Below are 17,969 nucleotides of genomic sequence, written 5' to 3'. Positions count from 1 at the left end.
TAACATTTAATAGATAAAATCCGCTTCTGTTTTTGCTCTTACTTCTTCGATCGTTATACCTGGCATTAATTCAATCAATTTCAACTGTTTGTCTATAACTTCAAAGACAGCCAACTCGGTGATGATCAAGTCAACGCTTCTTGTGGAAGTAATCGGGTAGGTGCATTTCTTTAAAACTTTACTTTTACCTTCCTTACTTGTATGTGTCATGGTCACGATCACTTTTTTGGCACCAACCAACAGGTCCATCGCTCCTCCAACACCCATGATATTCTTGCCAGGCACCGCCCAATTTGCAATTTCCCCAGTTTGACCTACCTGCAAAACACCCAAGATGGCAACATCAATGTGCCCTCCACGGATCATTGCAAACGATTCTGCACTATTAAAGAATGATGCACCAATCGATTCCCCTACCGGTAACTTGCCTGCATTAACTAAATTGGGATCGATTTCATCTTCATCAACTTCTGCAACCCCTAGTAATCCATTTTCCGTATGGAAAAAAACATTTTCATCATCAATGTATTTTGCAACCAAGGTCGGAATCCCGATTCCAAGGTTTACTATACAAGGGCCCGTCAATTCTTTTGCCGCGCGTCTTGCTATCATATTTTGCATTAATTCTTTGTCACTCATAACCTTTGACACCTTCCTTCGTCAGGATTTTCTTTGCCTTAATAATTCCATCGACGAATAGATGCGGTGTTACAATCTCCTCTGGGGGGAGTTCACCAGGTTCAACTATCTCATCCACTTCCGCAATTACGACATCTGCGGCTGTTGCCATTACCGGATTAAAGTTTCGAGCCGTTTTATAATAAACAAGATTACCAAGTGTATCAGCCTTCCATGCCCTGATCAAAGCTACATTCGCTCTAATGGCAGGTTCAAAAATATATGCATCCCCATTTATTTCCCTTTCTTCTTTTCCTTTAGCTAAATCGGTCCCTACACTCGTTTTCGTATAGTAACCGCCTATGCCGGCACCGCCAGCGCGAATGGATTCCGCTAATGTCCCCTGTGGTAATAGTTCTAATTCAATTTCACCACGTTGGTAGAACTCCCCAATTTCACGATTGCTTGTAAAATAAGAACCAATCGCCTTTTTTATTTTCTTCTGGCTTAGGAGAACTCCCAGACCTTTTCCTTTCTCGCCTAAATTGTTACTGATTACTGTCAAGCCTGCTACATCCTTTTTGGCCAAACCATCTATTAATGTAAGAGGGGCACCGATCAAGCCAAATCCACCTACCATTAATGTATGACCGTTCTTCACACAAGATAAAGCTGCTTCTATATCTTGATGTACTTTCGTCATGTTTTCCCCACCAATCTCACGTTACTTATTTTCAATCAATGAATCACTTGCCTCAAACCAAGCAGGTATTCCGGCAGTCAATAAGCAAATAAGTCCCACTTCAGCTAATTGTTCATCCGAAGCTCCATTTAACCTTGCCGCCTCCATCCATTCCCCAACCTGTTCCCCTTTTAATTCTGTAATGAATATTCCTGCCATCAGGAGATGTTTTAGCCTTTTTGAAACCACTGAATCACTTAATATATAATCTTTGAGGGAGTTTTGGTCTTCCGATTTAACCAGTTTCAAAACATTCGTGACGAATCCCGTCTCCTCATCCCCTAATAGTTCAATCATATAAAGCAGGATTTCTTCTGCTGTTCCTTGATCGCCACTTATTTCGGGATATCGAATGCCTTTAAGTGTTAGAGCATACTCCAAAGACTTCATTCCTGTTTTTAATGCTTCTGTTCCGTTATATAAGTAAGGAACAATTAGGTATTCCACCAGTTCCGGTATTGTTGCCCCGCCATCGATTGCCCCTTTGGTATGGTAAACCATACTCCGTTCATACAACCTCGCAGCATTCATGCCAACCAGTAATATATCTTTTTCCTTCCTCGTCAAGGCTCCCTCTTGCATGATGTTACTGCGTAAGTTGGTATAGTGATCAAGTGCATTTGGGCTATAATCGTGCATTTTTTGCACCCAGCCTGGTACCACATCATAAACTTCTTTGAAATACAATAATCCCTCGCTCATTCGTCTGCACCTCTTTATATTAATTGTGAATCAAGTATCGATAGTGCCCTTATAGGTGAGGCTGTTGCATTTTTTAGTTTTAAAGGGATCCCGAAAAAAAGAAAGCGAGAATGCTTAGGCAGTTTTTCAAGATTCACTAGATTTTCAACGATATATATATCATGGTTCAGTAATTTTTGATGAATTCCGCTTTCTGAATCCTGGTTCAAATCGGCATTGGGCAAATCCAACCCGACAATATGTATTTGCTTTTCAATAAACCATTGGGCCACACTATCATCTAAGGCCTGCGCTTCAAAAAATCCTTCTTCCCCCCATGATTTCCCCCATGTCCTGATGAGGACGATATCGCTTTTTTCTACGTACACCCCCTGCCTGCGTTCCGCCTCTTCAAGTAAAGCTTTCGTAACAGGTTCGTGTGTCGCTTTTAACATGCTTACATCCAATATGAGGGCATCCCCAAACATATTCTTCAGATTGATGTTTTCAACCGACTCCCCGTTTTCAAAGTAATGTGAAGGCACATCGACATGTGTCCCACTATGGTCAGAAAAAGAAATCAACTTGGAACGGTATCCTTTAGGAAGTGAATCAGATTTCCCCTTTTGTTCAAGAGGTTCATCTTTAATGCCAATTGCAGGTAAATCATTATTTGTAACTAGACCATCGTAAAGTTCCAATGTTAAATCAATGATTTTCAACCATAAAACCCCCAAATTCATTAAGCGTTTACATTATCACGACAAAAATGGCTACCCTAAACATTACTATCAATAATTGACAGCAGGTGTTTAAGGTAGCCAGTTGTTCACTAGTTGTTATTAAAAAAGGTTATTTTTTAATAGCTAATGAATAGGCAATAATTAAGTTTATTATATATTCTTAATATTACACTATTTTCTGTTAATTTCAATATCTTTTTTAAAAATAACTGCAAAAAATCAAATTCGATTTAAAAAAGATTTTATTCCTTCGTTAATTTCCACTCTATTTTCAAACACCATTGTATAGTGATTACATGTAGAAACGATCGTTTCGATATCAGGCGTATATTTCTTCGTATCAGCATAGGCTTCTTCATAAAATAATGGAGGAAATTCCCCTATCTTCCCACTGGCATACACCAATAAGGTTTTACAGGAAATTTGTCTACAAACTTCTTTAGGGACAAAAGAATAAAAACTATCAAAATCCCTAAGAATGCTATCTTCTGATGATTTATTCTCCCAGTGACCATCCACTTCATGAACCTCATACTCCGCCACACTTTGCAGGTGATCCGTCCAATTGATACCCAACCGGCTATAGATTTCCTTAATTTCTGCAATATAACTTTCCTGAGATTCATATTCTTTACTTAATCGGCCTAGTGATGGTTGTACGATGTCCCTTTGTTGTTGAGAGGAAATGGCCGCACCATCCAATAATATCAAGGCCTGTACCGAGGTTAATTTGCTGGCTACAACGCTTGAGATGAAGGCTCCCATTGAATATCCTATCAAAATCGGATTTTTAATCTTTAATTCTTGAATTAACTCAATTACATCTTCTGCATGTTTAAAAAGAGAAGACTGCACATCTGCCCTCGAACTATTTCCCCTTCCTCTTAAGTCAATCGAGATGACTCTGTACTCGCCTTTTAACATTTCTGCATAATAATGCATTTGCTTATGATTACCCGTTAAACCATGTATGGCGATAATTGGCCCTTTCGTTCCAGGATAATCTGCAATTTGGATTCTATGATTCCCCAATTCCTTTACATACATTTCCATAGTATCACTCCTCCATATTTAATAAAAAAAGCTATCTTAACTTCACCATCAAGGTAACTTGATCGAGAAATTAAGATAGCCAGTCAGTTCATTAATTTTCATTAAAAAAGGGCTTTTTTTAATGGTTAATGAATAGGCAAGGTATAAATACATGTAATGATTCCATTTTACATGAAGTTCTGATTTTTACAATTATAATTTGATAATTTTGATTTCTCAGTAACTTAAAGTCGGTACCTGGGAATTTTATTGAAGGAGGTCCTCTATGGTCTCACTCCATCGTCCAACAACCTCTTTTGGGTTTTTCAATTGTATTTTAATTCCAGAGGTTATTTCAGCATACTTAGCCATATCCTCCCGTGCATCCACTATTTTGGCGTAGAACCTTTCTCTTTGGTGTTGGGCATTTGGTAGCTCTTTTAATCCCACTATTGATAGGCGAATATATTGTGCTTTACCTTTCCAAAACAAAACCAGTGTAGCTTTATGGGTACGAATGACATTGGCTGTAGTCGAAGTATTCGGCCATAAGCCAATCCTTAATTCGGTCCTGCTTACCGCTACGATCTCACCTACGCTAATCATTGCTGTATGAGGCCAGCCTTCTTCACTTATCGTCAACAGCATCATGGCTTCATGCTGCTTGTCGACAAGTTCTTTACCATTTAACAAGTCGAATACCTCTACTGGCATTTCCATCCCATTCATTTTTTCACCTTTTTCTTTAATTCCCTAGTAATCTGTTATATTTTGGTGCGATATTTCATTCCGTCCCACCGTTTCGCACCGTGAGCATCGATTTCAAATTGATCTAGCGCCCGATAAGCCAGATGATCAATGATATCGTTAACATTCTCAGGATGATTATAGAAGGCTGGCATCGGAGGGAATATAATGGTCCCCATTTTGGAAAGCGCCGTCATATTCTCCAAATGAATCGTATTCAGAGGGGTTTCTCTTGTCATTAGTAATAATTTTTTTCTTTCTTTCAACATGACGTCAGCAGATCGCGTTAGTAAATTATCCGCTAGTCCCATGCGAATGGAAGCTAGTGTTTTCATGCTGCAAGGTGCTACGATCATGCCATCAACCCGGTATGATCCACTTGATATTCTTGCAGCTTGATCTTTGTAAGAATAGGAATGATCAGCTAATCCCTCCACGTCTTTAACAGAATATGATGTTTCATGTTGAATGGTGGCATGTGCCCACGGGGACATGATTAAATGGGTCTCCACTTCACTGCTTTTAAGCATCTGAAGAATCCTAATTCCGAAAATGGCTCCAGTCGCTCCTGTTATTCCAACAATGATTTTCATTAATTCCCCACCTTACATTAGTCATTGAATCGAAACTTTATAGAAACTTATGCATTGGAAAATCCAGGAACGAATCGACTTGGATCCACCTCTTTAAATTCGGACCTTTTAAATTCATCTTTCAAATGAAATGGTACTGTACAGTCAAAAATGGTTTTACAGGAAATCCCCTTTTCCTGAATGGTAGGGCTGTATGCGGGATCTTGTGTAGGATCTAACGGGTGACAGCGCACTCCAGGAATGAAAACCGTATCAACATCACCTTGGTAACGAGTATTTAACGCCCATAAAACATCATTGCTATCGAAGGGATCCACATCTTCATCCACGATGAATACATGCTTAAGTTCAGAAAAGGCAGAGAATGCCAATAGTGCAGCTTGTCTTTGGCGCCCTTCATCACTTGGCTGACTTTTCTTGAATTGAAGAACAGCCATGTATTTACCTCCTCCTGAAGTATGGGCATAAACATTCAATAATTTTCCTGGCATGGACTTTTCCACCATTTGCAGAATGCTTGCTTCAGTTGGAATGCCAGCCATATTAACATGCTCCTCACTTGGACCAATAACTGTTTGCATGATTGGATTGATTCGGTGCGTTACGGCTTTCACTTTGATTAGAGGCAGATCCGCAACAGCTGAACCTGTATAACCAGGGAATTCCGGCATTGCTTTTCCAGTATTGGTGTTTTGATCTTCCCGAACACGCACTCCGGGAACCAATTCCCCTTCTATTACATATTCAGCATTCGCGATTGCTTTTTCATCAATGGTCAAGCATTGGACCAATTCTACCGCTTCTTTCCTGATCGCCCCTGCCACACTCAACTCATTAAAGCCAAGGGGAGTCGTAGGTGCTTCAAAACAAGCAGCGACTTCAATAGCAGGGTCAACACCGATACTAATGGAAATTGGTAACGGTTTTCCTGCTTTTTCAGCCTTTTCACGAAAAACTTCTAAATGGCGGCCAGGAACAAAATACATGGACATCTCATCTTTACTTTGTAAACATAATCGATGTATCGTTATATCAGATTCACCCGTTTCTGAATCGGAGGCATAGCACATTCCTATGGTGATATACGGGCCTGCATCTTCTTCTGTATTCGTAGGCGCAGGTATTAATTTTCTGATATCGAAATCGGGATCTTCTGCAAAGTGAACCACTTCTTGAGCTTTCGCTTTATCATTCGAAATGGTGATTGGATCAATTGGATTTTTTACAGCTTCATTTAAAAGGAACCCGAGCCGCTCCGGTTTTGTATCCAGCATATGGCCGACTCTTTCCCGGCTGGCTAAAAGTCCGATCACCACGCTTGAATCTTCATGTCCCAAAACATGATTGAAAACCATGGCAGGTCCGATCTTTGTTGGACGCATCACTGTCCCGCCAGCACCGACATGACGATACACCCCAGATAATTCAGCATGAGGATTGACTGGTTCATCCGTTTCAATCAATTGTCCTGGAATCGACTTCAGTAGTTCCAGCGCAGAACGTAAATCTCTCACTTTATTCATTTTTTCAGACATAATAAATCCCCCTGTCACTTTGTGATCAGTATCCTATGTATAGTCATTCAAATAACCTAAATGTTATCGGTTACAAATGATATTCTAAAGTGTATTTCTACTATACAGTCAATGGATATTTGAAAATTCAAGTAATTTTCTCTACAGGGATTTGCAGCTGACAAAAATCAACACTACTATCATTCTCGTAAAAGGTCGTATCCAATAAGCAAGCGTCCACAACGTCCCCTATAATTGTATAGTGATTTTCACTGATCCATTGAACCAATTCATTTAAAAACTGAATGTTATATGGCATTCCATATTTATACACACATGCATATTGCCCAGCAGGCAACGTCATCATGTTATCCATATCAGGATCTATAAAAGGTAATGCAGTATATATTCCCGCACCCTCGAAAACATCATCCGTTCCAAGCTTATCCTTTAAAATAACCGTGCCAAATCCCTCTGACGGAAGCATCTCATGTTTACTTAATACATTCCAAGCTTTCATCAGCGTTAAATGTAATTCTTCTCGGCACAATTCATTTTCAAATGGCATAAATAAGACATGCCTTTCAGGAAATTCTTCTATAATAGGTTTATCCAATTCACTTTTAATATTTTTGGCTTCTGAATATTTCATTAATCTTTGTTGAATAAATGTACGTGTATTCATCAAGGCATTTATTTCTTTTTCTATGAATTCTTGATGAAACTCCAAAAGTGATATGGCAGTGGTTAAATTTCGGTTTCCAATATGATCCTTAATATCATTCAGCTTGATGCCAATCGACTTCAAAAAGCAAATTTCCCTTAGAAATGGAATCTGAACTGCACTATAATATCGATAACCATGTTCATCTATATGTACCGGTTTAAATAGATCGATTTTATCGTAATAAATGAGAGTCTGTCTTGAGATACTGTGAATGGAAGCCATTTCACTGATTGATAAGTAATTGTCCATATGCGCTACTCCTCTGCAAATACTTTTTGTAAATTTCTTTCTAAGTCTTATATCATATATTAATTTATTAATTTCCCTCCTTCCATTCGGCAGCTACAACCGATTGGAGAGGGTCAGTATTCTAAAGAATCTTCAATCCCCTCTAACTTTACCATTTTTCCATTTAAAATGAATGGATTTTAAAGGCCCTGCCTATCGAAAAAATGGATCATATCTACATCTTCATTAATAAGCAATAAGTGAGAAAGTTAAATAATATTATTAAATTTTAAATTGAGCATAAAAAAATCCTCCTATGAATCAAAAGGATTATGGATTTTTTCACTATCGTCAGCAGTAATCATTACCAGCTTTTATGTTTTTGGACTTAAACTGATTCTTCTGGAAGGAATATTATTTAGAAGGGAATCAAAAATCAGACCACACAATAACCAAGAAGGAACAGGAGCTTACAAATACAATCAACTTGTGAAAGCAAAAAATAAAAACGTGCCTATTTGTGGACACGTTTTTCATATGAAAGGAATTTCCTGTATCTTAATTTGCATACAAGCGGTATTGGTCGCTTAATGTATCTCCATTACCGTAAATATAGGCTTTAGAGCCCGATGTATAGGAGGAATTGTCGTACTTCCATTTAATTCTGAGTCCCATGTTTCCGCCTGCTCCATATGTTTCATTGCCATTCTTCTTAATATATTGCGAGAAGCTATCCCACGTCCGGGGGCCAACCACACCATCCACTTTCAAGTTGTTTTCTTTTTGGTATTTCTTCACTCCCGCTTCGGTTTTTGGTCCAAAGATACCATCAACGTTAACCACTGCAGAATCCGTATAAAAACCCATGACATTCAGGATATACTGCATATTTCTGACCTCCACCCCATGAGTGTCCTTCCGCAAAATAGAATTCTTATCCCAGCTTTCGGGGTGGTGAAAACCTCCAGCAGATGCTGAAGCGGTAGAAAAAGATATCCCAAGGGCCATTGCCAATACTGCCAAACTAGTAAGTAATTTCTTCATAGCTCCATCTCCCTCTTTTTTTGTACATCCGAACTACCTTTACTATTTCCCTTCAGATTAATATTTCCCTTCCGACCGATGTCCTGTTTTGTCCTTGCTAAACAAAAAGTGTCCCAGAAGGCTCGAATAAGTGGGATACCTAGATAAAGTAGATCTCATAACGCAAACCACTTCATACGAAACTTGGATAAAGGAGTTCAATACATGTCAGAAAGTCGAATTACAATATATTTTTTGAATGGCAAATGGATTGCAGAAAAAAAAGGCATGCTCCCTTTTTCGGGAATCATGCCTTTATGTAAGGAAAATAGATGCTGCAGGAAGTAACTACACTAGCCGTTTCTATCAACATTCTAACTTAAATGATAGGTTTGACTGTGTATAGTATACTTATTGATTTTTTCCATGCTTGGTTCAAAGCCAATACCGGGCAATTCTGGAATACTGATTATTCCGTTTTCCACTGTAACTTCAGGGTCGGTAATATCTTCTGCCCAATAGAGGGAGGAAGCTGCGGTATCGCCGGGAAGAGTGAAGTTTGGCAGTGATGTGATTGCAATATTATGAGCTCTTCCAATGCCTGATTCCAGCATACCCCCACACCATAGCGGAATTTCATGTTCAAGACATAAATCATGGATTTTCCTGGATTCAGTCAAACCTCCGACACGGCCAATCTTGATATTAATAATTTTACAGCTGCCCAATTTAATAGCTTTCCTTGCATCCTCTAATGAGTGAATGCTTTCATCCAGGCAAATAGGTGTTTTTAACCTTGACTGTAAATCTGCATGGTCAATGATATCATTATAGGCAAGCGGCTGTTCAATCATCATTAAATTAAAATCATCCAAGGCGGATAACCGGTCTATATCTTGTAAGGTATAAGCTGAATTTGCATCTGCCATGAGCGGGATTTCAGGATATACTTTTCGGACCTTGTCTATTAATTCAACATCCCAGCCCGGTTTGATTTTTAGTTTAAAGCGTTTATAGCCTTCACCGAGTCGAGCTTCAATTATATCTAGGGTCGAATCAATCGAATCCTTTATTCCGATGCTTACCCCCACTTCAATTTTCTTTTTTGTTCCACCTAACACATTTGAAAGAGAAGCACCCTGTTTTTTAGCATACAGATCCCAAACAGCACCCTCTAAAGCGGCTTTTGCCATGTAATTGCCGCGAATATGGGTGAAATATTTTTCGGAAATTTCATCAGGATGCTTGATTTCATTTTTAAGGATAATTGGAATTAGATAATCTTCGAGTATATGCCAGTTTGTTTTTAAGGTCTCTTCATTATACAGAGGGTCGAGCATCGCAACCGATTCAGCCCAACCGGAAATGCCATCATCGCTTTTTGCTTCCACAAGGATAAAATCGCGATTGTATTCCGTCCCAAAGCTAGTAGTAAAGGGGTGAAGCAAGTCAAGCTTCAGATGCCTTAAAATAACTTGTTTAATTTTCACTAGTAGATTCTCCTTTTGAGGATAAAACTATTTACCCCCGTCTTTTTCAATTGCTGACAGCAGCTTATTGTTAATTCATATTTACATATAAACCTGCTTATTTCCTTGATAGCACATAAAACTGAACGGGAATTTCCTTCATGGAATTCTTCATAAAATCTGTTACCTGCCATCCTTGCTGAAATAAATCGGTAAAAATGTCCCTCGTTTTCATCCGCCATTCATTGGCCGCTTGAATGTTTGTGACTCTTATTGTTCGGAAGTCCTTTGGAATGGCCACAAAAGCTGTATCACATTCTTGTTCAGGCAGCGGAAGAGTGAAAGAAGGAACAGGCACTCCCTCTTCAATGGCATCCCATTGGATAAGCGAGTTTTCTATCATAAAGTCCAACGGCATTCCCTGTCCGCTAGAATCCGTTTTCTCCTTTTTACCAATATGCCATTCGACAAGAAAGCGGTCAGAAGGAATTCCGCTGTTTAAAAGATCTTCCATTTCACCATAGCAGTTTGGTATATAAGTGGAACATACCCCGCCAAGCTTGGCTATATTTAAGTACCCATTAACACTTTCTAATGGATCGTATGTCCAGGTAATAAGGGAATAGCCGAGCTTTATCGCCTCCTCACGTTGTGCTGACTTTAACTTTTCCCCTATACCTTTGTTGCGATATTGCTCATCAATCCCCAGAATATGTGAACAAAGATAGGCTGATTGCCCATTGAATCCCGGAAAGCTATATTGAAATCCAATCAGCTTCTCCTCGCAATAAGCTCCTATAACCAAACCGCCGTTTTTCACAGCAGTTATGGTTTGGTGTGAAGGGATTGAGTCGGTTTCTCCCCAAATGGCGGATTCAAGCTTTCTTACTTCCTCTAGCTCTTCAATTCGATGAAGAGAACGAATTGCAATTTCATGTGTATTCGTCATGGTTAACCTCCTATGAAAAGCACAAGCGCCTTGATCGACCCAACATAAGATGGACAAGTAAGTTCAACAGCTGACGGCTTATCGTGCAAGGCACTGGAGCTATCATTTAAATACTTTATGTTTACGAAATACTCTCTTATTTTTCAACAAAAGAAATTATTCCACTTTACTGAAATCAGCCTCTTGCAATGGAGTCATTTTTGTTTTCTTTACGATTTTATAACCTAGAAAAGCCAGTAAAAATAATGGAAGCCCGATATAAGAAATTAAAATTCCATACCAGTCAATCTCAGGGCCGAAAAAAGCAGAGTAATTTTGTCCCAGGATAGCCGTAACACATAAAAATGTCGCTAATATTGGACCGAATGGGTACCATTTTGATACATAAGGCAAATCTTTTAAATCTCTTCCTTGTGCAATATATGCCTTCCGGAATCGATAATGTGTAATCGAAATTCCTAACCAGGATAAAAAGCCGGATAATCCTGCAGCATTCAATAACCAATTGTAAATCGAACCTTCACCGAAAAAAGAGGTCAGGAAAGCTGCCATCCCAACGATGGTAGAAAAGTACACAGCATTCACTGGAATGCCGCCTGAATTCACTTTTTTTAGAAACGAAGGGGCTTTGCCTTCTTTCGCCAGCACCCAAAGCACGCGAGAAGCCCCGTACATGGCCGAATTGCCCGCAGAAAGAACGGAAGTAAGAATGACCACATTCATAACGGAGGCAGCGATGGCAAGCCCTGCGTTTTGAAAAACTAGCGTAAAGGGACTTACCGCAATATCTTCAATATCCGAGCTTAACAAACGCGGATCATTATAGCTTATTAAAAATCCAATCACGATTATTGCCAATACATAAAACAAGAGCAGTCTCCAGAAGATTTGCTTAATGGCCTTTGGTATATTTTTTCTCGGGTTTTCACTCTCGCCGGCTGCAATTCCTACTAACTCGGTGCCTTGAAAGGCAAACCCGACCACCATAAAGACACTTATAATGGATAAAAAGCCTCCCTTAAACGGTGCCTCCCCTTTGGTGATATTTTCAAAACCTACGGCATCCCCTCCCATGATTCCTACAATCATTAATAACCCTACTGCTATAAAGATGATAATCGTCAAAACCTTTATAATGGCAAACCAGAATTCTGATTCTCCATATCCTTTTACCGATAAAATATTCAGGCCAAATATGAGTGCAAGAAATAATGCGCTCCAAATGATGCCCGGAACAGAAGGCAGCCAATATTTCATAATAAGGGAGGAGGCTGCTAATTCCAACGCGACTACGATTGCATTGTTATACCAATAGTTCCAACCGATCGCAAATCCCAATGCCGGATCGACAAACCTTGATGTATAGGTACTAAAAGAGCCTGTGATAGGAATAAGGGCAGCCATTTCGGCTAAGCTTGTCATCAGGAAGTAAACCATGATTCCGGCAATTATATAGGCAGCTACAGCTCCTCCAGGACCCGCAGTATGAATAATGGAACCGCTTGCTAAAAATAGCCCTGTTCCAATGGTTCCGCCGATTGCGATCATGGAAAGATGCCTTGGTTTGAGTTTTCGCTCCAGTTGTTTTTCTTCAGCAGCTGTTTGGTCCCCGGTTTGTGATGTTTGTGCGGTATTTTCCATAAAACACCCCTTCATTAATTTTTTTGTTTAAAATTTTATTCTCCTGCCGTCATCATTACTGTGTTAATTAAAATCTTCGTTCCATAGATAAGTGCTTTTAAATTAAACATCATATCCGGATGGTGCAGACCAGGCGTTAGATCGCAGCCTAACCCTATCATGGTTGCTGTTAATTCAGGATTTTTGGCTGTATAAAAATGAAAATCCTCGCCTCCTTGAGAAACACAGACCGGAACGACATTTTCCGCCCCGAGGATATCTTCTATTGCGGCCTCAGCCAGCTTTATCGCTTTTTCATGCAAGGTCGCAGCGGGGACATATTCTTCCGCAGACCAGGAGATGGATGTTTCAGTTTGTTCCATTGTCTGGTCAATAGCATCCTTCGTTAAGCGATTCAGTTCATTCATTACATCATTTGACTGCGCTCTGGCATCAATAGCAAAGACAGCTGTTTCCGGGATAACGTTTGATGCTTTGTTGTTTGTTTCAAATTGAGTCATTTTGATGGAATAAGGAGTTTCGGTTTCCAGATTAATCTGCTGTAATTTTTGGACAAGCAAAGCTGCTGCCTCGATTACATTTATTCCATCTTGCGGACGAGATGCATGGGCCTGAATGCCTTTGATTGTTCCCCTTATTGTTTCGGCTGAGCCATGGACAATGACGGGGGAAGCCTTCATATAAGGAACTTCCGTACTGGGTCTTACATGTATCCCGAATAAATATGTAACATTCTCCAACGCGCCATCATTGATCAGTTGAAGAGCGCCTTCCCCTTTTTCTTCCGCAGGCTGAAATATAAATCGGAGAGTGTGTTTAGGCCGGATTCCGCTGGAGGCAATGGCCAATGCTGTATATAAAACCATTGTGCTATGTGCGTCGTGTCCACATGAATGATTTGCCTTTACAACTCCATCTACTTCCTGAACAAGCGCATCCATATCAGCCCTTAATGCCACAACCTTTTTTGAGAAGCCTGGAATCTCGGCAATGATTCCATAATGACTCTGAAATGTTTTTACGGTTATTCCCGCTTCCCTAAGACATTTTAAAATATAGCTAGACGTCCTTTTCTCCTGCCAGCTTGGCTCAGCCAAGGAATGCAGGTCATGATAGGACTTTAACAATAATTCTTGATGCTGATCAATATATTGAATCGGGTTCATAATGATGCACCTCCCCCTTTACATGAATTTAAACTCATTCATTAAACACTTCATAACTTGAATATAGCCCTTCTAATTTTTGCTGGTGGGTATATATCCGTTTTGCGTCTTTTTGATGTATGCCTGCAATAACCAAGTCCAATAAGCTAATGACGGAAGCGATTGAATTCGTTCCGGTTTCTGCGTTTTCTTCAGTTGTCAGTGCAATATCAGAGATGCGGCCAACAGGTGACAGGAGGCGGTCTGTAACTGAAATTAAACAAACTCCTTGTTCTTTTGCACACTCCGCAACTTTTAATGTTTCATTCGCATATCTTGGAAGGGAAAAAACAACTATCACAGACTTGTTAGTGAGATTACAAAACTTTTCATAGAAGTCACCTGTTGGAGAACATAAACTTACATTTTCCCTTAATGAACTTAGCGTATAGGAGAACCAATAGGCAGCAGCATGGGAAATCCGATGCCCTGCAATTAATATTTGGTCAGCCTGTATCAGGACATCGACCGCTTTCCATATATCCTGAACGTTCGTATGATCTAATAGATGCCTTAAAATATGAACTTCGTTTTCTATCACTTTGGTAAATGGATCTTGCTTGTCATCAATGCTAAGAATGGAATCACTATTGGATATATCCGTTTGATTTTGGTGCAGCAGCTGTTTTTGAATTCTATCCTGCATTTTACTAAACCCTTCAAATCCTAAAGAATAGGAAAACCGAATGACCGTCGTTTCACTGACCTCCGCTTCCCGACCAATTTGAAAAGCCGTTTTAAAGGCAGCTTGATCCAAATTTTCAATCAGGTAAGCGGCAACCTTTTTTTGACCTGTCGATAGATGGTCAAATCTTTCTTTCACTAATAATTTAAATGGTAGATTCTCCACAATGTCACTCCTTTCTGGTGAATCAAATACTTCTTTTTAACAAAATGATGAAGGTAATACTTCTTTGTTTTATACACTATCACAATTTAATTAGAAAAAGAAGATGATTTTTTGATTTTTTTGATAATTATTAACTTCAAAATTCTAGTAACAATTTGCCTATCAGATAGTAAGCAAAAAAATGACTATTAAGAAAGCAGACTGTAGACAAATCCAAATAAAAGACCGTTTTGCCTGCCGTTTTTTAAAAATTCCCGTTGATTTCAGAAATCCGCTCCCTTTCCGCCGACTGTCTGCCAAGCCTCCTCGACGCAAGCGTCTGCGGGGTCTAGGCTAGCCAGTTTTTCGGCAGGAGTGTCGCAAATTTCTTCAATCCATTAAGAATTATAGTAAAAAAACTTGAAGGATCATCCAGTCTTAAAATAATTCGGGATGAGACTATCCTAGAGTTTTTTCTTAATGGACGTTCCCTGTGATTTCTGAAATCCGCTCCCTTTCCGCCGACTGCCTGCCAAGCCTCCTCGACGCAAACGTCTGTGGGGTCTAGGCTAGCCAGTTTTTCGGCAGGAGTGTCGCAAATTTCTTCAATCCATAAAGTTTTATAGTAAAAAAACTTGAAGGATCATCCAGTCTTAAAATAATTCGGGAAGAGACTATCCTAGAGTTTTTTCTTAATGGACGTTCCCTGTGATTTCTGAAATCCGCTCCCTTTCTGCCGACTGCCTGCCAAGCCTCCTCGACGCAAGCGTCTGTGGGGTCTAGGCTAGCCAGTTTTTCGGCAGGAGTGTCGCAAATTTCTTCAATCTATTATTTAGGCTCTTTTCGTAAAGATTGTTGTTTTTAAAACGAAACTATTTAAGGTTGATTGGAGCGGAAGTGCGAGACTCCTGCGGGAGCAGCGGGACAGGTGAGACCCCACAGGCGTTTACGCCGAGGAGGCTCACCGCCCGCCCCGCGGAAAGCGAGCATCTGGAGGGGAAATCAACCACACCGCACTACTTAGTAAATAGCAACAAAGAAAACAGCTATTATTTATTACAGTAAAAAAACTTGAAGGATAATTCAGTCTAAAAATAATTCGTGATGAGGCTAGCCTACATTTTTTTCTTAATAAACGTTCCCGTTGATTGGAACGGAAGGTGCGAGACTCCTGCGGGAAAAACGTGTCTAGGGGAGACCCCGCAGGTGGAAGCCGAGGAGGCTCCCGAGACCGCCCGCGGAAAGCGAGTACCTGGAGGGGAAATCAACGTTCTAATTTTACAAACCCTCAAAAAAAAAAATTCCAGGTGATTGGAACGGAAGGTACGAGACTCCTGCGGGAAAAGCGCGTCTAGGGAGACCCCGCAGGCGCAAGCCGAGGAGGCTCCCGGGACCGCCCCGCGGAAAGCGAGCATCTGGAGGGGAAATCAACCACACCGCACTACTTAGTAAATAGCAACAAAGTATGCGAAAACAGCTATTATTTATTACAGTAAAAAAACTTGAAGGATAATTCAGTCTAAAAATAATTCGTGATGAGGCTAGCCTACATTTTTTTCTTAATAAACGTTCCCGTTGATTGGAACGGAAGGTGCGAGACTCCTACGGGAAAAACGTGTCTAGGAGAGACCCCGCAGGCGCAAGCCGAGGAGGCTCCCCAGACCGCCCGCGGAAAGCGAGTGCCTGGAGTGGAAATCAAATCCACCACCAAATTACATTTCTTGGTTCGGGTCTCTAATTACTTTATTTGTAAAGTTAACAACTTCATTGACATTAAGATATATGTTAGAATATTCAGTAGTTTCAACTTATTCAAGGGGGGCTATTTAATGGGGGAATCATCTAAAGGACACGAACTTTTGCAGGTTATAACGGAGGGGAAACAGCCTCCGAATTGTGATTTAACGTTGCAGATTGAAGCAAATCATGCACAGGATGGAATTGCTAGGGGACTATGGAAAGTGGATGAAAAATTCATAAACGGAAATGGTGTAGCAATGGGGGGATTTGTCACTTCTGCAGCAGATATTATAATGGCTTATGCGATCTCATCTAAATTAAGCATCGGACAATCCTTCGCATCGATTGATTTACATACTACCTTTCATCGGCCAGTAAGATTAGGAGACGTACAGGTCGAAGCAAAAGTAGACCGAATTGGAAAAAAAACAGCTTATGTACTTGCAGATTTATTTCAAAATGATAAAAAAGTGGCAAGTGTCGTGTCATCAGTTATGGTCCTTTAAACCGAAAAAAAAGCATGTTGCACAAAAAATCCCTTCGTAACATGCTTCTTTCATTTAGATAATTCGGTAAATCAATAACGGCTCACAAGATTTACCGCTTCGCCTAATTACTTCATTGTGAGCTCCATTATATATTTACTTGAAGTATCCCCATCATCAAACTAACCATCGCAGCAAAGGGCTTTTGAGATCCATGGTGAACAGACCGTAATCAATGACGACCATTTCATCATTCTCGTTATATCCGACATTATCCAATCGTAAATCTATTGGGATAATCCCGTACTTCAGGAGTTTTAATTCCAACTTGATCAGTTTCGTATATTCATTGATTGCAAACGGCACTTTCGTGTCCAGCTTCTTCATGATAATCCAGCCCGTCCCATGCTCCTTAACCGGACAAAAATACTTTTTGACTTTCTCATTACAGTTATTATATATATAAGCTTCATTTGCATTGCTTAGTAATCCTACTTCCGAAAATGCAACTTTTAATATATAGCCATTATTTAAATCATAGACAACTCGGTTAAATCCATGCCCAATGATTTTATACTTGAACCTTAGCGTTTTTTTGGCAGAAGACATTTTTTGTCCAGCTGTTTTATAAAATTGGAATTTCCCCATTTGAGATATCCAGGACTCAATGGCTTTTATCTCTTGCCGGGACAGCATTGTACTCTTATTCGTCTGATGTATCCTTGCCTCACCATTGTTAATAGGCCATAACATTCCCTAAACGTCTCCTTTTTTTTAATATTTGTTACTAGAGAGATGGGTTTCCAGGGATGAAAAAACAAGTACATAGAAGAATCAATAATAAGGAAAAGATTTTTGCAGCAGTTTCATGAACGGCAAGAATTTTCATAGGTATGGGTATGCTATTTGTCGTTCCTAAACCATTTCCAGCATCCATGGATCCATTACCGATTATGTTCTCAGTTTTTCAAGATTTCCCCTTCATTATATAGTATGACTTTAT

At 39.8% G+C, this 17,969-nt stretch carries 18 protein-coding genes; 2 read left to right on the top strand and 16 right to left on the bottom strand.

Annotation, left to right across the window (positions count from 1 at the left end; genetic code table 11):
* Window positions 1–6: 6 nt before the first annotated feature.
* The 10 genes from OSJ91_RS11035 to OSJ91_RS10990 form a co-directional block, all read right to left on the bottom strand.
* Window positions 7–639 (bottom strand): 3-oxoacid CoA-transferase subunit B, encoded by a 633-nt coding sequence (locus OSJ91_RS11035; RefSeq protein WP_413017001.1) that lies wholly within the window; start codon window positions 637–639, stop codon window positions 7–9.
* A complete protein-coding gene (locus OSJ91_RS11030) occupies window positions 632–1,321 on the bottom strand; it encodes a CoA transferase subunit A (RefSeq protein ID WP_485891556.1) in 690 nt (229 codons plus the stop codon). The genes OSJ91_RS11035 and OSJ91_RS11030 overlap by 8 nt, the downstream gene beginning before the upstream one ends.
* A gap of 21 nt (window positions 1,322–1,342) precedes the next feature.
* Entirely contained in the window at window positions 1,343–2,062 is a 720-nt protein-coding gene (locus OSJ91_RS11025; RefSeq protein ID WP_485891555.1) for a carboxymuconolactone decarboxylase family protein, read from the bottom strand.
* 14 nt (window positions 2,063–2,076) lie between these two features.
* On the bottom strand, window positions 2,077–2,763 hold the full coding sequence (locus OSJ91_RS11020) for a cyclase family protein (RefSeq protein WP_413016995.1): 687 nt from the start codon (window positions 2,761–2,763) through the stop codon (window positions 2,077–2,079).
* Between the two features lie 240 nt (window positions 2,764–3,003).
* Complete coding sequence (locus OSJ91_RS11015; RefSeq protein WP_485891554.1) at window positions 3,004–3,837, bottom strand: alpha/beta fold hydrolase; 834 nt, start codon at window positions 3,835–3,837, stop codon at window positions 3,004–3,006.
* Window positions 3,838–4,083: 246 nt separating this feature from the next.
* Window positions 4,084–4,545: a pyridoxamine 5'-phosphate oxidase family protein gene (locus tag OSJ91_RS11010; RefSeq protein ID WP_485891553.1), complete on the bottom strand. Its 462-nt coding sequence runs from the start codon at window positions 4,543–4,545 to the stop codon at window positions 4,084–4,086.
* Window positions 4,546–4,580: 35 nt separating this feature from the next.
* Window positions 4,581–5,156: a non-oxidative hydroxyarylic acid decarboxylases subunit B gene (locus OSJ91_RS11005; protein ID WP_485891552.1), complete on the bottom strand. Its 576-nt coding sequence runs from the start codon at window positions 5,154–5,156 to the stop codon at window positions 4,581–4,583.
* Window positions 5,157–5,203: 47 nt separating this feature from the next.
* A complete protein-coding gene (locus OSJ91_RS11000; RefSeq protein ID WP_485891551.1) occupies window positions 5,204–6,691 on the bottom strand; it encodes a UbiD family decarboxylase domain-containing protein in 1,488 nt (495 codons plus the stop codon).
* A gap of 127 nt (window positions 6,692–6,818) precedes the next feature.
* Complete coding sequence (locus tag OSJ91_RS10995; protein ID WP_485891550.1) at window positions 6,819–7,646, bottom strand: MerR family transcriptional regulator; 828 nt, start codon at window positions 7,644–7,646, stop codon at window positions 6,819–6,821.
* 537 nt (window positions 7,647–8,183) lie between these two features.
* Window positions 8,184–8,669, bottom strand: coding sequence for a peptidoglycan-binding domain-containing protein (locus OSJ91_RS10990; RefSeq protein ID WP_485891549.1), 486 nt, complete (start codon window positions 8,667–8,669; stop codon window positions 8,184–8,186).
* Between the two features lie 204 nt (window positions 8,670–8,873).
* Here OSJ91_RS10990 and OSJ91_RS10985 point away from each other — a divergent pair, with 204 nt between their 5' ends.
* Window positions 8,874–8,996, top strand: coding sequence for a hypothetical protein (locus OSJ91_RS10985; protein ID WP_350302243.1), 123 nt, complete (start codon window positions 8,874–8,876; stop codon window positions 8,994–8,996).
* Window positions 8,997–9,022: 26 nt separating this feature from the next.
* Here OSJ91_RS10985 and menC read toward each other — a convergent pair whose 3' ends face one another.
* From menC to OSJ91_RS10960, 5 genes are all read right to left on the bottom strand, one after another.
* Window positions 9,023–10,138 (bottom strand): o-succinylbenzoate synthase, encoded by a 1,116-nt coding sequence (menC, locus tag OSJ91_RS10980; RefSeq protein ID WP_485891548.1) that lies wholly within the window; start codon window positions 10,136–10,138, stop codon window positions 9,023–9,025.
* Between the two features lie 97 nt (window positions 10,139–10,235).
* Window positions 10,236–11,066 (bottom strand): GNAT family N-acetyltransferase, encoded by an 831-nt coding sequence (locus tag OSJ91_RS10975; protein ID WP_485891547.1) that lies wholly within the window; start codon window positions 11,064–11,066, stop codon window positions 10,236–10,238.
* Between the two features lie 156 nt (window positions 11,067–11,222).
* The gene (locus OSJ91_RS10970) at window positions 11,223–12,707 is read right to left on the bottom strand and encodes an amino acid permease (RefSeq protein ID WP_485891546.1); all 1,485 of its coding nucleotides are present in this window, start codon (window positions 12,705–12,707) and stop codon (window positions 11,223–11,225) included.
* 35 nt (window positions 12,708–12,742) lie between these two features.
* Complete coding sequence (locus tag OSJ91_RS10965; protein WP_485891545.1) at window positions 12,743–13,873, bottom strand: amidohydrolase; 1,131 nt, start codon at window positions 13,871–13,873, stop codon at window positions 12,743–12,745.
* A 34-nt stretch (window positions 13,874–13,907) separates the two neighbouring features.
* The gene (locus OSJ91_RS10960) at window positions 13,908–14,762 is read right to left on the bottom strand and encodes a MurR/RpiR family transcriptional regulator (RefSeq protein WP_350302238.1); all 855 of its coding nucleotides are present in this window, start codon (window positions 14,760–14,762) and stop codon (window positions 13,908–13,910) included.
* A gap of 1,808 nt (window positions 14,763–16,570) precedes the next feature.
* On the opposite strand from OSJ91_RS10960, the gene OSJ91_RS10955 reads away from it, so the two are divergent.
* Complete coding sequence (locus OSJ91_RS10955; RefSeq protein ID WP_413016975.1) at window positions 16,571–16,987, top strand: PaaI family thioesterase; 417 nt, start codon at window positions 16,571–16,573, stop codon at window positions 16,985–16,987.
* A 156-nt stretch (window positions 16,988–17,143) separates the two neighbouring features.
* Here the strand turns inward: OSJ91_RS10955 and OSJ91_RS10950 are convergent, their stop codons facing one another.
* A complete protein-coding gene (locus OSJ91_RS10950; RefSeq protein WP_350302236.1) occupies window positions 17,144–17,719 on the bottom strand; it encodes a hypothetical protein in 576 nt (191 codons plus the stop codon).
* Window positions 17,720–17,969: the final 250 nt, after the last annotated feature.

The sequence above is a fragment of the Bacillus sp. T-10(2022) genome, assembly GCF_056502895.1.
Note: the sequence above shows the minus strand (reverse complement) of the source record. Positions and strands in the feature narration are given on the sequence as shown.